Genomic DNA, 13,813 nt, shown 5'->3' with positions numbered 1-13,813 from the left:
GCGGCTGGCATCAGAGGTTCCGTTCCGAGCGAAAGAGAGACCCGCGTGTACGCCATCGTGCGCAGCGGTGGTCGCCAGCACAAGGTTGCTGTCGGCGACATCGTTGAGGTTGACAAGATTTCCACCGCCCAGGTTGGCGACACGGTAGAGCTCTCTACCCTGCTCGTTGTTGACGGCGAGTCCGTGACCAGCGACCCGTGGGTGCTGGCCGGCATCAAGGTCCAGGCTGAGATCGTGGACCACCACAAGGGCGCGAAGATCGACATCCTTCGCTACAAGAACAAGACCGGCTACCGCCGTCGTCAGGGCCACCGCCAGCAGTACACGGCGATCAAGGTCACTGAGATCCCCACGGCTGCGAAGTAAGGGACTGAGGAGACATGGCACACAAGAAGGGCGCATCGTCCACTCGGAACGGTCGCGACTCCAATGCTCAGCGGCTCGGCGTGAAGCGCTTCGGCGGTCAGCTCGTCAACGCCGGTGAGATCATCGTCCGCCAGCGTGGCACCCACTTCCACCCGGGCAACGAGGTCGGCCGTGGCAAGGACGACACGCTGTTCGCGCTGGCCCCCGGTGCGGTGGAGTTCGGTACCCACCGTGGCCGCAAGGTCGTGAACATCGTTCCGGTCGCCGAGTAATCTCGGTTCCTTAGAGCGAATTCAGCGGAGGCGGACCTCACTTCCCCTTGAGGGAAGCGGGTCCGCCTTTCGCGTGTTACGAGTAAGACATTCCGTACGTAATTCTGGAGGCACCCCATGACCAGCTTCGTGGACCGCGTCGAGCTGCATATCGCCGCGGGTAGCGGAGGTCACGGCTGTGCCTCCGTTCACCGGGAGAAGTTCAAGCCGCTCGGCGGCCCGGACGGCGGAAACGGCGGCCGTGGCGGCGATGTCACCCTGGTGGTCGACCAGTCGGTGACCACGCTCCTCGACTATCACCACAGCCCCTACCGCAAGGCCACCAACGGCCAGCCGGGCGCGGGCGCCCACCGCTCCGGCAAGGACGGCCAGGACCTGGTGCTGACCGTCCCGGACGGCACCGTCGTCCTGGACAAGCAGGGCAATGTGCTGGCCGACCTGGTCGGCCAGGGCACTTCGTACGTCGCCGCGCAGGGCGGCCGCGGCGGTCTCGGCAACGCCGCGCTGGCCTCGGCCCGCCGCAAGGCGCCCGGCTTCGCGCTGCTCGGTGTGCCCGGGCAGGCCGGCGAGATCGTCCTGGAGCTGAAGACGGTCGCCGACGTGGCCCTCGTCGGTTACCCGAGCGCCGGCAAGTCGTCGCTGATCTCGGTCATGAGCGCCGCCAAGCCGAAGATCGCTGACTACCCGTTCACCACCCTGGTCCCCAACCTCGGTGTGGTGACGGCCGGTTCGACCGTGTACACCATCGCCGACGTACCGGGTCTGATCCCGGGCGCCAGCCAGGGCAAGGGCCTGGGCCTGGAGTTCCTGCGCCATGTCGAGCGCTGCAGTGTCCTGGTGCACGTACTGGACACCGCGACCCTGGAGACCGAGCGCGACCCGCTCTCCGACCTCGACATGATCGAGGCCGAGCTGGCGCAGTACGGCGGCCTCGACGACCGTCCCCGTATCGTCGTCCTCAACAAGATCGACGTACCGGACGGCAAGGACCTCGCCGAGATGGTCCGGCCGGACCTGGAGGCCCGTGGCTACCGCGTCTTCGAGGTGTCCGCGGTGGCGCACATCGGCCTGAAGGAGCTGTCCTTCGCCCTCGCCGAGGTGATCGCCGCGGCCCGTGCCGCCAAGCCCAAGGAGGAGGCGACCCGGATCGTCATCCGCCCGAAGGCCGTGGACGACTCCGGCTTCACGGTCACCGCCGAGGCGGACGGCGTCTTCCGGGTACGCGGCGAGAAGCCGGAGCGCTGGGTGCGCCAGACCGACTTCAGCAACGACGAGGCCGTCGGCTATCTCGCCGACCGGCTCAACCGCCTCGGTGTCGAGGATGCGCTGATGAAGGCCGGAGCCCGCTCGGGCGACGGCGTGGCGATCGGCCCCGAGGACAACGCGGTCGTCTTCGACTGGGAGCCGACCGTGCTGGCCGGCGCCGAGATGCTCGGCCGTCGCGGCGAGGACCACCGCCTGGACGCCCCGCGCCCGGCGACCACCCGCCGCAGGGAGAAGCAGGCCGAGCGGGACGAGGCCCAGCAGGCGTACGACGAGTTCAAGCCGTTCTGACAGGTGTGACAGCAGCGCCCCGGACCTGAGCCAGTTCCGGGGCGCCGTCGTGTCGGACGAGTTGGACGAGGAGCGGCGGCAGCCTGTGGCCGCCGACGTGAAGCCTGGGCGAACACGCGGAAGGGCCCCCGGAGTTGTTCCGGGGGCCCTTCCGCGTACGAACGTAGGGTGTGGTCCTACGCGTTGACCTCTTCGGTGTCGTTCGCGTCGGACATGTCGTTCGCCTCGCCCGACTCGGGCTCGCTGTCGTCGGAGGCCTCTTCGCGGGAGGCCTCTTCGCGCTGGCCCGGGATCTCCGTGGCGAGCCGCGCGTCCATCCGTACCCGGCGCTCGTCGGCCTTGGTGCACAGGGCGCGGACCGCGTCGTTGAAGCGGTCGATGGACGGCGGGTCCGAGGGGCCCAGGAGGTGCTCCTTGAGCGCGGCGCGCGCCTCGGCGAAGGGATCGAGCTCCGGGTTGGCGACGGCCTCAAGGAGCGCCGGTACGCCGTCCGCGGCCGGGGTGAGGATGGTGGCCGCGGACACCGTCGGGAAGCCGTTGCGGAACTCCGCCTCGCTCATCCCGGCGGTGTTGGCGACGGCGTACGGCTTCTCGCTGTACAGCCAGTCGGACACGACGCTGGAGACATCGCTGATCAGCAGGTCGGCCTGGTTGAAGCAGGTGAAGATCGCCGGGCGGGCGCCGACGACGATCTGGTGCTCCCACTCGGGGAACGACGCCCAGTAGGCGGCCTCCCAGGCCGCCGTCGCCTCGGCCACGGCCGCCTCGCGGTCGCTGTCCGGGGCGCCCTGCAGCCGCATCCGCTCCATCTCGTCGGCGCTGCGCCGGAAGGCCGTGCTGGTGAGCCGGTCGAGCTCGGCGCTGCGCCGGGCGAGCTCCTGGGCGGCCTCGGGGCCCGGACGGGCGCCCGAGCGCAGGGTGTTGGCCTCGCGGATCATCGCGCGGATGCGCTCGTCGGCCGCCCCGGCGCGCGGGTCCTGCGAACCGGTCATCGGGTGCGGCTTGTAGAGCAGCCGTACCGAGTCGTCGGCCAGCAGGTGCCGGACGATGTTCTCGCCGGCCAGGATCACCGAGGTGTTGCCGGGGTTGCCGTCCCAGCCCTCCCAGGTGGGCGCGTACAGGACGGTCTTGTACGCACCGGTGGGCGGGCCCGCGTAGGCCCGGATCGGGGACAGCTGGGGGCGCCCGACCTCGACGACGTCGTGGTCGTCGACGCCGATGTCGGCGAGCTGGTAGCGGTCGCGGGCCGCGGGTCCGGCCACCCACACCTCGTCGTACGCCTTGGCGTAGGGGTTGCAGGAGGAGAGCTTGTCGCTTTCGCCGTGGTTGATGAAGGCGTGCTTGACGGAGGGGATGCGCAGCACCTGCGAGGTCTTCGCGGCGTTGGCCGGGTGCAGCATCATCCGCAGCGTGGAGTTCTCCAGGGCGTACATGTTCGCGACCCTGGGGATGCACACCACCGGGACGTCGGTGGCGGCGATCTTCTGCACCATGAAGCGCTCACGCAGCACGATCAGCGGCTTGCCGTCCAGCTCGGACAGCGTGGACAGCCACATGTTCGCCTGGTACGCGGAGGTGGTGCCGCCGGAGAAGTACATGGCGACGGTCGGCTGGTAGTCGGCCAGCCAGGCGTCCAGCCAGCGCAGTGCCTGCTGCTCGCCCACCGCGCGCTTCTTCGGCAGCAGCCAGGTGGCCAGGTAGAGGCCGCCGCCGCCCATCAGCACGAGCGACAGGCCGACGCCGACGCCGCCCCAGGCCAGGTCCGCGGTGACCGCGGTGAGCAGCAGGCCGATGGTGGCGGGGACCGCGAAGGTCAGCAGCCGGTGGCTCGTGCGGCGGGCCAGGATGCGTGGCGGCGCGTCGGTCAGCCGCAGCGCGGACGCGTCGATGTTCCGGGTGACGAACGGGAGCTGGCGGGTGCGGCGGACCAGTACCGCGGCCGCCTGGCAGGCGAAGTGCAGCCCGTAGAAGGCGAGCAGTGCCACGGTGAGCGGGGACTCGACCGGGGCGCCGATGTCGTCGTTGTTGAACAGGCCGATCAGGATCAGCGCGTCGCGCAGCAACTGGCGGACCGTGACATCGAAGCGGATCTTGCCGAGTACGGCGATCAGTCCGGGGCTCTTGTACTGCAGGAACAGCTCGAGGGCGAGACCACCGGCGGATGCCACGACGAGCAGTGGCACGTTCGGGATCAGGGCGCCGACGAGTTGGGCCGTGAAGAACGCGAACAGCGCGGACAGCGAGAGGAGCTGTCCGACGCGGCGGGGGGCGAGTCCGGCAGAGGGCACGGGCTTGGGCTCCTGCTGAGGGATTGAGGGGCGCGGCGACGGGGGTCGGGCCCACAAGTGGGGGAAGTCTGACCCCTGACCGTATGACTCCAGGTGCCGTCGGAGCAATCTGCCGTGAGATCAATCACCCCATAAAGGGATAAATGCGATGAACCCTGGAAGGCTTAGGGCTGTCCGCGGTGGAGTCTTCCCAGCCAGCGAAACGCGGCGGCGCCGTCCGCCCGCTCTCGCGTAGATTTGCGGGCACTGCCAGGGATCAGAAGGATCGGCAGAAGCAGGCCGGAACCAGTGGGGTCGTGGAGTGTCAGGCGCAAGGCAGAGTGTGACGGATGCCCGTCGGATTGTGGTCAAGATCGGCTCGTCGTCGCTGACCACCGCGACGGGGGGTCTGGACGCGGACCGTGTCGACGCCCTGGTGGACGTGCTGGCCAAGGTGCGCAGCGGCGGCGAGAAGGAGATCGTGCTCGTCTCGTCGGGCGCCATCGCCGCCGGTCTCGCGCCGCTCGGGCTGCGCCGCCGGCCCCGGGACCTGGCCCGGCAGCAGGCCGCGGCGAGCGTGGGGCAGGGCCTCCTGGTCGCGCGCTACACCGCGTCCTTCGCGCGCTACGGCGTACGCGTCGGGCAGGTGCTGCTGACCAGCGACGACATGGCCCGCCGCGCCCACCACCGCAACGCCTCACAGACTCTGGACCAGCTGTTCGCCATGGGCGCGCTGCCGGTCGTCAACGAGAACGACACCGTGGCGACGGACGAGATCAGGTTCGGCGACAACGACCGCCTCGCCGCGCTCGTCGCCCATCTCGTACGCGCCGACCTGCTGATCCTGCTCTCGGACGTGGACGGGCTCTACGACGGCGACCCGGCCAAGCCCGGCACCTCGCGGATCGAGGAGGTGCGCGGGCCCGCCGACATAGCGCACGTCAAGATCGGCAGCGCGGGCAAGGCGGGCGTCGGCACCGGCGGCATGGCCACCAAGGTCGAGGCCGCCTCGATCGCCGCGGCCGCGGGCATCCCGGTGGTGCTCACCTCGGCCGTGCACGCCGCCGACGCACTCGCCGGGCGGCCCACCGGCACCCACTTCCACCAGACCGGGCGGCGCTCCGCCGACCGGCTGCTCTGGCTGCAGCACGCCTCGACGCCGCAGGGTGCCCTCACCCTCGACGACGGGGCGGTGCGCGCGGTGGTCCAGCGGCGCACCTCGCTGCTGCCCGCGGGCATCCAGGCCGTCGAGGGCGAGTTCGCCGCGGGTGACCCGGTGGAGCTGCGCGACGCGACGGGGCGCGCGGTGGCGCGCGGGCTCGTCAACTTCGACGCCAAGGAGATCCCCCAGCTGATCGGGCGCTCGACCCGGGAACTGGCCGCGGAGCTGGGCCCCGCGTACGAACGCGAGGTCGTACACCGGGACGATCTGGTGCTCCTACCCGCGTAGGCAGGCCGAAAAAGCGCGCTTCGGGTGCCCTAAGTGAGGGACCTTCCGGAAAACGGTCACGCGGACCGGCCCTAGCTGGTCAACTTTGAAGCGGGGAGTTCGGCATCACGTACGCAGATCAGGAGGCCGCTGGTGAGACGAGTGCGCCCCGGGACGGCGGGGCGAGGCTCCGCTGAGCGGGCACTGACGAGCGTCGCGGCGGGAGCGGGCTACGCGGACGGAGACATGGACGAAGGGCCCAGCGACGAGAGCAAAGCCAATGGTGAGCGCCAGCCCCGGCTCTGGCACGTCACGCTGAGCGTCTCGGGGCCACCGGCGCCGTTGCCGGAGATCCGGCGCGGCCTGGAACAGCTCGCCCACGACCACCCGTTTCTGCTGACCAGCCGGTACGCCGACGACCACGCGGAGATCCGCTACTGGGAAGAGGCCAGGGACCTGCACGACGCCGCGGCGGTCGCGCTGCGGCTGTGGGGCGAGCACCGGCAGAGCGCGCAGCTGCCGCCGTGGGAGATCGTGGGCCTGGAGGTCATCGACCGCGACACGTACCACCAGCGCGTCGCGGAGGGCTATGGGCCGCCGCCGGCCGCCCCCGTCGGCGTACACCCGTTCTGAGCCGGGCGCGAGCGAGTCCGGTCGTGTCCCGGAACGTCGCGTCTCGGAGTGCGGGATGCGTGCTGGACGCCCCGCCCGGCCCCATTACCCTGCGAGCATGACTGTGCCCTCCTCGCTCTCCCCGTACGACGACATGTCGGCCGTCGCCCAGGCCGCCTACCGCGCCCGCGGCGCCGCCGCCCAGATCGCGCCGCTGCCACGTGCCGCCAAGGACGACGCCCTGCTGGCGATCGCCGACGCGCTCGAGGTGCGGACCAAGGAGATCGTCGAGGCGAACGCGCAGGACATCGCCAAGGCCCGGGAAGCCGGCACCAGCGAGTCGATCGTCGACCGGCTCACGCTCACCCCGGAGCGGGTCAGAGCGATCGCCTCCGACGTACGTGACGTGGTGGCGCTGCCCGACCCGGTCGGCGAGGTCGTCCGCGGCTCGACCCTGCCCAACGGCATCGACCTGCGACAGGTCCGCGTCCCGCTGGGCGTCGTCGGGATCATCTACGAGGCCCGGCCCAACGTGACCGTGGACGCCGCGGCCCTCTGCCTGAAGTCGGGCAACGCCGTGCTGCTGCGCGGCTCGTCCTCCGCGTACCACTCCAACACCGCGCTGGTGCGGGTGCTGCGGGACGCCGTCGGCGGGGCCGGGCTGCCCGCCGACGCCATCCAGCTCGTCCCCGGCGAGAGCCGGGACTCCGTACGGGAGCTGATGCGCGCCCGCGGCCTGGTCGACGTGCTGATCCCGCGCGGGGGTGCCTCGCTGATCCGGACCGTCGTCGAGGAGTCCACCGTCCCGGTGATCGAGACCGGAACCGGTAACTGCCATGTCTACGTGGACGCCCAGGCCGACCTGGACATGGCCGTACGCATCCTGGTCAACTCCAAGGCGCAGCGGCCCAGCGTGTGCAACGCCGCCGAGACACTGCTGGTCCACCGGGACATCGCGGACGCCTTCGTGCCGCGTGCGCTGGACGCGCTCGCCGAGGCCGGGGTCACCGTGCACGCGGACGAGCGGGTGGCCGCGTACGCCGACGGCTCCAAGGCGACCGTGGTGCCCGCGACCACCGAGGACTGGGAGACCGAGTACCTCTCGTACGACATCGCCGCGGCCGTCGTCGACTCGCTGGACGCGGCCGTGGAGCACATCCGGCTGTGGACCTCGGGGCACACCGAGGCGATCGTCACCACCTCGCAGCAGGCCGCCCGCCGCTTCACCCAGTTGGTGGATTCCACCACCGTCGCGGTGAACGCCTCGACGCGCTTCACGGACGGCGGCCAGTTCGGCTTCGGCGCCGAGATCGGCATCTCCACGCAGAAGCTGCACGCCCGGGGCCCGATGGGGCTGCCCGAGCTGACCTCGACGAAGTACATCGTCACCGGCGACGGCCACACCCGCTGACCGGATTTCCGTAGGGCCGGATTTCCGTACGGACTGCCCAAACCGACCCCCCAGGTCTACTCTGGTTGCGTGCCGGAGGACGTGGGGGGTACGCCGTTTTCTGACGGCGGAGAGCCCGACGACAGCCACGACCGCGGGGGCGCGGACGAAGAGTTCGCCTCCGTGGTCTTTGACGAGGACTTCGTGCGGTCCGCGCAGGTCCACGAACCCAGCGCTGTCGAGCGGCTGCTCGCCGCCGCTGAGGCGCGCGCGGAGGCCGAGGCACACCGGGCCCGCTCCCGTCGGCCGGGACCCGACGACGAGACGGACGACTTCCACGAGGGATACGACGGCTACGAGGGGTACGACGCGTACGACCGCCAGCACGGCGGCTACGGCACGGACTCCCGCGGTGATCAGCACGCCGGGTACGGCCATGGCTCGGAGCTCTACGAGGGCTATGACCCGGATGTCGTGGAGGACGACCGGGGTCGTCTGGGGCGCGCCCGCTGGCACCGGACGGTCGCCTGGGTGCTCGCCGTGCTGATGGGGATCGGGATGGTCGCGCTGGCGTTCACGGCGGTCTACCGGGGTGCCTCGTCGGGGAACCGGGACCGGGTGCCGCCGCCCGCGACCAGTGGGGTGGAGAACTCGCCGTCGGCCTCCGCCGACTACCGGCAGCCACCGGTCTCCGCGGAGCCGCGTACACCGTGACGGACGTCCTGGGACACCGTGACCTACGGTCCTAGGACCTCGTGACGGACGGTCCCGGGCCTGTCGTCGCACTCGCGCGGCTCGTTGGCGCAAAGTGTGATGCTCTGTCAAAAGTTGTCGTGTACCAGGGAGTTTACCTTCGGCCGCGCCGACCTACTCTGAAGGTATGACCGGGCCTGGAGACCCACCTGAGGGCACACCCGAAGGCGTCCCCGGTGGTGGCGAGGAAGAGTACCGATCCACCGTCTTCGACGAGTCCTTCGTCCGAGCTGCCCGGCTGCAGGAGTTCTCGGCACAGGAGCGGATCACCGAACACGCGCCCGCGGTACGCCGGCTCGCCGGACGGCCCGGCCGGTCCGTCGGCAGGCGGCTGCGCGTCCAGGTGACGGTCCTCGCCGTACTGATCGCCCTCGCCTTCGGCACCGCGCTCTTCATGGGACTCAGACAGTCAGAGCCAAAGCCGGTCGCGCGGCCCGCCGAACCACTGCGGATGACGGTCGTCCCGCTCGTCCCGCAGGGCCCGGTACCCGGCGCCGACCAGGCCGACGAGCTCTTCGCACGCTCGCCCGCCGCGGAGTTCAAGACCGGCGCGGCCGGCATCGGGCTGCCCGCCGCGCACAGCACCGCGAACTTCTCGGAGAGCCAGGTGATGACGGCGCTGACCACCGTCAAGGACTACCTGGTGGAGTCCTCGCTCGACCCGGACGTGCTCACCGGTGACGCGGTGCGGCCGGTGCGGATCCTGCTGGACTCGGACCAGTTCGACCAGTTCGACAGGAGCCTGGCGAGTCCGGCCGCGGACGGGCGGCACGCGGCCACCGGCTGGCTGGTGCGCTTCGACCCCGAGCGGACGGCGCTGGCCGACACGCAGGTGCGGGTCCAGGGGCGGATGCGGATCGCGGATCTGGGCCCGGAGGCTCTTGAGGTGACCTCCGCGCACACCTTCGTCTACGCGCTGAAGCCGGTCGGCGGCGACGATCGCGCCTCGCTGTTCACCGTCCGGCGGGAGCTGCGCTTCCGCTTCGACTCGGACGATCTGCGGCTGCGCCGGGCGGAGCTGCTGACCTCCGATGTCCAGGCCGGGCCGATGGCCTGTCCCATGGACCCCACGGACCCGACGGAGCGGCTGCGGCCGCTGTTCGCGGGCCAGCGGGCCGAGGCGGGGGGCCCGGCGGGCACCGATCCGTACGCGACGGACGGGACGCCGGCGCTGTGCGGAGCGCTTCCCGCATCCGCACAGCCCTCACCGGCTGCCTGACCCCCGGCCTCTGGCTCTGGCCGCCTGCTGCTAGCTGTCCTTGCCGGGCGCGTCGCTCTGCCCGTCGCGGCCTCCTGACCCCCGGAAGCTGTCGCGGAGCTTCCCGCCCAGGTCCCCGGCGCCGCCCGCGATGTCCGAGACCAGCTTCATCAGCGGGTCCTTGCTGGTGCGGACGTCGTCGGCGTAGTGGCTCGCGGACTGCCGGAAGGAGTCCGTGACCGAGGTGTCCTGGTCCTCGTCGCGCCGTGGGTAGTGACCGTCCATGATCCGCTGGTAGTCGCGGGTCTCGGACCACTTCTTCAGCTCGGCCGCGCGGACCGCGGCGAAGGGGTGGGTACGCGGCAGGACGTTCAGGATCTTGAGTACGGAGTCGCGTAGGTCGCCCCCGGCCTCGTACTCCTCGGCCTGCTTCAGGAACGCGTCCACGTTCATCTCGTGGAGGTGGTTGCCGCCCGCGAGCTTCATCAGGCCGCGCATCGAGGCCTTCAGGTCCTGGCCGACCAGCAGCCCGGCACGGTCCGCGGAGAACTCGGACTTGCGGAACCACTCGCGCAGCGCCGTCACGATCGCCATGATCGCGATGTTCCCCAGCGGAATCCAGGCGACCCGGAGCGCGAGGTTGGTGAGGAAGAGCAGGATCGTGCGGTACACGGCGTGGCCGGAGAGGGCGTGGCCCACCTCGTGGCCGATGACCGCGCGCATCTCCTCCTCGTCGAGGAGCTCCACCAGGCCGGTGGTGACGACGATGATCGGCTCGTCCAGGCCGATGCACATCGCGTTCGGATTGGGGTCCTGGTTGACGTACATCGGCGGGACCTTCTCCAGGTCCAGGATGTAGCAGGCGTCCCGCAGCATCGCGTACAGATGCGCGAACTGGTCGTCGCTCACCCGCACCGAGTCCGAGAGGAAGAGCAGCCGCAGGCTGCGCTCGGGCAGCAGGCCGCTGAGTGCCTTGAAGACGGTGTCGAAGCCGGTGAGCTTGCGCAGGGCCACCAGGGCCGAGCGGTCCGCCGGGTGTTCGTACGCCCGTGAGGAGATCCCCTCGAAGCGCCGACGCCGGCGACCCGGCAGGTTGTCTTGGCTTTCGGTGTTCTCGGTCATATGACAGCCCCCAAAGTCTCCGCGCGTGGGTCCCGCGCTGTGCGAGTGTTCTCGCCCCCCGATGGAACGTCCAGCCTACGGGCAGGGTTCCGGTTCCGGGCGGGTCCTGGGTGCGCGTACGCCTGAGTCGGCGTGAGGACGCGGCAGGCCCCCGCTTACGATGTGCCAGAAGCCTCAAGCCCGTACCCACCCGGATAGGTCCTGCCGACGATGAGCATCCTGCACAGCACCGCAGCTCAGCTGACCCCCCTCGCCTCCGAGGGAGGTTCAGGCCCCAGCCCCTTGCTCACCGGCGGCGGTGCGTTCATCGCGCTGCTCCTGCTGCTCTGGATCACCACACGCTTCAACCGGGACCGCTGAGGCCCGCGGTCCGGGACTCCGAGGCCCGTAGTCCGGGACTCCGAGCCGCCGGGCACGGCGCCGAGGAACCGCGGGGCCGGCCCGGTCGACCGGGCCGGTAGGGTCTGCACGCATGGGAGAGCAGGACATGCCTACCGGCCCGGCGGACGACAGCGGCGCGCACAAGCGCCGCCTCGGTGTCATGGGCGGAACGTTCGACCCGATCCACCACGGCCACCTGGTGGCCGCCAGTGAGGTGGCCGCCCAGTTCCACCTGGACGAGGTGGTGTTCGTACCGACCGGGCAGCCGTGGCAGAAGACCCACGAGACGGTCTCCCCGGCCGAGGACCGCTATCTGATGACGGTCATCGCCACCGCCGAGAACCCCCAGTTCTCGGTCAGCCGCATCGACATCGACCGCGGCGGCCTCACGTACACCAAGGACACTCTGCGCGAACTGCGCGAGCTGAACCCGGACGCGGACCTGTTCTTCATCACCGGGGCGGACGCGCTGGGGCAGATCCTCACCTGGCAGGACGCCGAAGAGACGTTTTCCCTCGCTCACTTCATCGGTGTCACCCGCCCTGGGCATACGCTGGCGGACCCTGGCCTTCCGGAAGGCGGGGTCTCGCTGGTGGAGGTCCCGGCTCTGGCGATCTCCTCGACGGACTGCCGGGCGCGGGTCGCCAAGGGTGAGCCGGTCTGGTACCTGGTGCCGGACGGTGTGGTGCGGTACATCGACAAGCGCGAGCTGTACCGCGGCGAGTGAGCCGAGAGGGGCACCGGTGAACGACCGACAGTACGACCCTTACGCGGGTCAGCAGGAGGGTCAGCAGTACGAGATCGTCGGGTACGACGAGTACGGCCGGCCGGTGTACCAGCAGGTCGCCTGGCAGCAGGCGCAGGCGCCCCAGCAGTACGACCCCTACGCCTCCCAGCCGCCCCACGCCTCACAGCAGGTTCCGCAGCAGCAGGGGTACGGCTACGACCCCTACGCCGCCACCACCGACAGCGGGCAGCAGCAGCCGGTCCAGGGCTACGACCCGTACGCGCCCCAGCAGCAGACGCAGCAGACGCAGCAGACGCAGCAACAGGCTCAGCAGGCCCATCAGACCCAGCAATCGCAGCAGACTCAGCAGCAGACCGCCTGGGTCCCTCAGCAGCACCAGCCAGAGCCAGATCCGGAGCCGCAGCGGAGGCACGAGCCGGAGCAGTCCGGTCGGCGGCCCGACCGCGACTACCGCACCGAGATGTTCGCCTTCATCGAGGAGCCGGACGACGGCTCCGAAGACGTCATCGACTGGCTGAAGTTCACCGAGAGCCGCAGCGAGCGGCGCGAGGAGGCCAAGCGCCGCGGCCGCAACCGGATGGTCGCGCTGCTGGTGGTGCTCGCGCTGGCGCTCACCGGAGGCGTCGGCTACCTCTGGCAGACGGGCAAGCTGCCCGGAATGTCCGGCGGCTCGAACGACCCGGCCGCGGCGAGCGGCCCGCAGAAGCGCGATGTGCTCGTCGTCCATCTGCACAACACCAAAGAGGGCGGCACCTCCACGGCCCTGCTCGTCGACAACACCACCACCGGGCAGGGCACCACCGTGCTGCTGCCCAACTCGCTGGCCGTGACGAGCGACGACGGTTCCACCACGACCACGCTGGGCAAGTCCGTCGACGAGGACGGCACGGCCGGGACCCGCGAGGCGATCGACGCGCTGCTCGGCACCCGGATCGAGGGCAGCTGGCGGCTCGACACCCCGTATCTGAACAACCTCGTCGAGCTCGTCGGCAACATCGAGATCGACACGAACACCGACGTCCCCGACCCCAAGGCGAAGAAGAAGGGCCAGTCCCCGCTCGTCAGCAAGGGTGAGCAGCAGACCCTGAGCGGCCCGATGGCGGTCGCGTACGCCACCTACCGCGCGCCGGACGAGGCCGAGGCGGCACAGCTGGAGCGGTTCGGCGCGGTCCTGCGGGGTGTGCTGCGCAAGATGTCGACCGACCCGAAGGACGCCACCCTGACGGTCAAGACGCTCGCCCAGATCCTGGACCCGTCGCTGTCCGAGAAGGACCTGGGCGCCTCGCTGGCCAAGCTCGCCGAGCACGCCAAGGAAGGCGCGTACGACACCCGGGTGCTGCCGGTCCAGGAGGACGGCACGCTGACCGCGAAGGCCACCGACACGGTGGTCAAGGAGGTCCTGGGCGGCACGGTCAAGGCCCCTGAGCAGGGCGCGGCGGTCCGGGTGAAGGTCTCCGGCGACAAGCAGGCCGTGGAGAGCGCCAGGGTCTCCCTGGTCAACGGCGGCTACACGGTCGTCTCCGGTCGCGCGGACGCCTCGTCGACCACCCAGGTCACGTACGAGGACGCCGGCCGCAAGGCCGAGGCGGTCGAGGTCGCCAAGACGCTGGGCCTGTCGGCGAGTGCGGCCAAGAAGGGCAAGGTCGCGGCGAACGCGGACATCGCGGTCGTCCTGGGCGCGGACTACGAGGCCGGGTAGTACGCGCTCCGGGACGGGCCGG

Annotated in this window: 13 protein-coding genes; 11 read left to right on the top strand and 2 right to left on the bottom strand. The window is 70.6% G+C overall.

All coding sequences use genetic code 11. The features are described from left to right. Nucleotides 1-45: 45 nt before the first annotated feature. The 3 genes from rplU (at nucleotide 46) to obgE (ending at nucleotide 2,192) form a co-directional block, all read left to right on the top strand. Nucleotides 46-366: a 50S ribosomal protein L21 gene (gene rplU / locus U9R90_RS28415; protein WP_128555456.1), complete on the top strand. Its 321-nt coding sequence runs from the start codon at nucleotides 46-48 to the stop codon at nucleotides 364-366. A gap of 14 nt (nucleotides 367-380) precedes the next feature. Beyond that, a complete protein-coding gene (gene rpmA, locus U9R90_RS28410; RefSeq protein WP_411059534.1) occupies nucleotides 381-638 on the top strand; it encodes a 50S ribosomal protein L27 in 258 nt (85 codons plus the stop codon). 117 nt (nucleotides 639-755) lie between these two features. Next, nucleotides 756-2,192, top strand: coding sequence for a GTPase ObgE (obgE, locus tag U9R90_RS28405; RefSeq protein WP_411059533.1), 1,437 nt, complete (start codon nucleotides 756-758; stop codon nucleotides 2,190-2,192). A 176-nt stretch (nucleotides 2,193-2,368) separates the two neighbouring features. Here the strand turns inward: obgE and U9R90_RS28400 are convergent, their stop codons facing one another. Further along, entirely contained in the window at nucleotides 2,369-4,480 is a 2,112-nt protein-coding gene (locus U9R90_RS28400; RefSeq protein ID WP_411059532.1) for a hypothetical protein, read from the bottom strand. Between the two features lie 301 nt (nucleotides 4,481-4,781). Between U9R90_RS28400 and proB the strand changes: the two genes are divergently transcribed. The 5 genes from proB to U9R90_RS28375 all read left to right on the top strand — a co-directional run bounded on the left by proB (nucleotide 4,782) and on the right by U9R90_RS28375 (nucleotide 9,862). Beyond that, nucleotides 4,782-5,909: a glutamate 5-kinase gene (proB, locus tag U9R90_RS28395; protein ID WP_411059531.1), complete on the top strand. Its 1,128-nt coding sequence runs from the start codon at nucleotides 4,782-4,784 to the stop codon at nucleotides 5,907-5,909. A 132-nt stretch (nucleotides 5,910-6,041) separates the two neighbouring features. After that, nucleotides 6,042-6,521 (top strand): hypothetical protein, encoded by a 480-nt coding sequence (locus U9R90_RS28390; protein ID WP_411059530.1) that lies wholly within the window; start codon nucleotides 6,042-6,044, stop codon nucleotides 6,519-6,521. Nucleotides 6,522-6,618: 97 nt separating this feature from the next. Then, nucleotides 6,619-7,911 (top strand): glutamate-5-semialdehyde dehydrogenase, encoded by a 1,293-nt coding sequence (locus U9R90_RS28385; RefSeq protein ID WP_411059529.1) that lies wholly within the window; start codon nucleotides 6,619-6,621, stop codon nucleotides 7,909-7,911. Between the two features lie 69 nt (nucleotides 7,912-7,980). After that, nucleotides 7,981-8,604, top strand: a complete 624-nt coding sequence (locus U9R90_RS28380; protein ID WP_411059528.1) for a hypothetical protein — start codon at nucleotides 7,981-7,983, stop codon at nucleotides 8,602-8,604. A 166-nt stretch (nucleotides 8,605-8,770) separates the two neighbouring features. Next, nucleotides 8,771-9,862: a hypothetical protein gene (locus tag U9R90_RS28375; RefSeq protein WP_411059527.1), complete on the top strand. Its 1,092-nt coding sequence runs from the start codon at nucleotides 8,771-8,773 to the stop codon at nucleotides 9,860-9,862. A 30-nt stretch (nucleotides 9,863-9,892) separates the two neighbouring features. Here the strand turns inward: U9R90_RS28375 and U9R90_RS28370 are convergent, their stop codons facing one another. Continuing rightward, nucleotides 9,893-10,963, bottom strand: coding sequence for a M48 family metallopeptidase (locus tag U9R90_RS28370; protein WP_411059526.1), 1,071 nt, complete (start codon nucleotides 10,961-10,963; stop codon nucleotides 9,893-9,895). Between the two features lie 210 nt (nucleotides 10,964-11,173). Between U9R90_RS28370 and U9R90_RS28365 the strand changes: the two genes are divergently transcribed. The 3 genes from U9R90_RS28365 to U9R90_RS28355 all read left to right on the top strand — a co-directional run bounded on the left by U9R90_RS28365 (nucleotide 11,174) and on the right by U9R90_RS28355 (nucleotide 13,791). Beyond that, nucleotides 11,174-11,323 (top strand): hypothetical protein, encoded by a 150-nt coding sequence (locus U9R90_RS28365; protein ID WP_411059525.1) that lies wholly within the window; start codon nucleotides 11,174-11,176, stop codon nucleotides 11,321-11,323. 112 nt (nucleotides 11,324-11,435) lie between these two features. After that, the gene (nadD, locus tag U9R90_RS28360; RefSeq protein WP_411059524.1) at nucleotides 11,436-12,071 is read left to right on the top strand and encodes a nicotinate-nucleotide adenylyltransferase; all 636 of its coding nucleotides are present in this window, start codon (nucleotides 11,436-11,438) and stop codon (nucleotides 12,069-12,071) included. A gap of 16 nt (nucleotides 12,072-12,087) precedes the next feature. Further along, complete coding sequence (locus U9R90_RS28355; protein WP_411059523.1) at nucleotides 12,088-13,791, top strand: LCP family protein; 1,704 nt, start codon at nucleotides 12,088-12,090, stop codon at nucleotides 13,789-13,791. The last annotated feature ends 22 nt before the right edge of the window (nucleotides 13,792-13,813 follow it).

The sequence above is a fragment of the Streptomyces sp. E11-3 genome (genome assembly GCF_046540415.1).
Lineage (GTDB): Bacteria > Actinomycetota > Actinomycetes > Streptomycetales > Streptomycetaceae > Streptomyces.
Note: the sequence above shows the minus strand (reverse complement) of the source record. Positions and strands in the feature narration are given on the sequence as shown.

Bases quoted from the DNA above. Each gene is read 5' to 3' on its own strand.
- rpmA (WP_411059534.1), top strand. From the start codon at position 381: ATGGCACACAAGAAGGGCGCATCGTCCACTCGGAACGGTCGCGACTCC.
- obgE (WP_411059533.1), top strand. From the start codon at position 756: ATGACCAGCTTCGTGGACCGCGTCGAGCTGCATATCGCCGCGGGTAGC.
- U9R90_RS28385 (WP_411059529.1), top strand. From the start codon at position 6,619: ATGACTGTGCCCTCCTCGCTCTCCCCGTACGACGACATGTCGGCCGTC.
- U9R90_RS28375 (WP_411059527.1), top strand. From the start codon at position 8,771: ATGACCGGGCCTGGAGACCCACCTGAGGGCACACCCGAAGGCGTCCCC.
- U9R90_RS28370 (WP_411059526.1), bottom strand. From the start codon at position 10,963: ATGACCGAGAACACCGAAAGCCAAGACAACCTGCCGGGTCGCCGGCGT.
- U9R90_RS28365 (WP_411059525.1), top strand. From the start codon at position 11,174: ATGAGCATCCTGCACAGCACCGCAGCTCAGCTGACCCCCCTCGCCTCC.
- nadD (WP_411059524.1), top strand. From the start codon at position 11,436: ATGGGAGAGCAGGACATGCCTACCGGCCCGGCGGACGACAGCGGCGCG.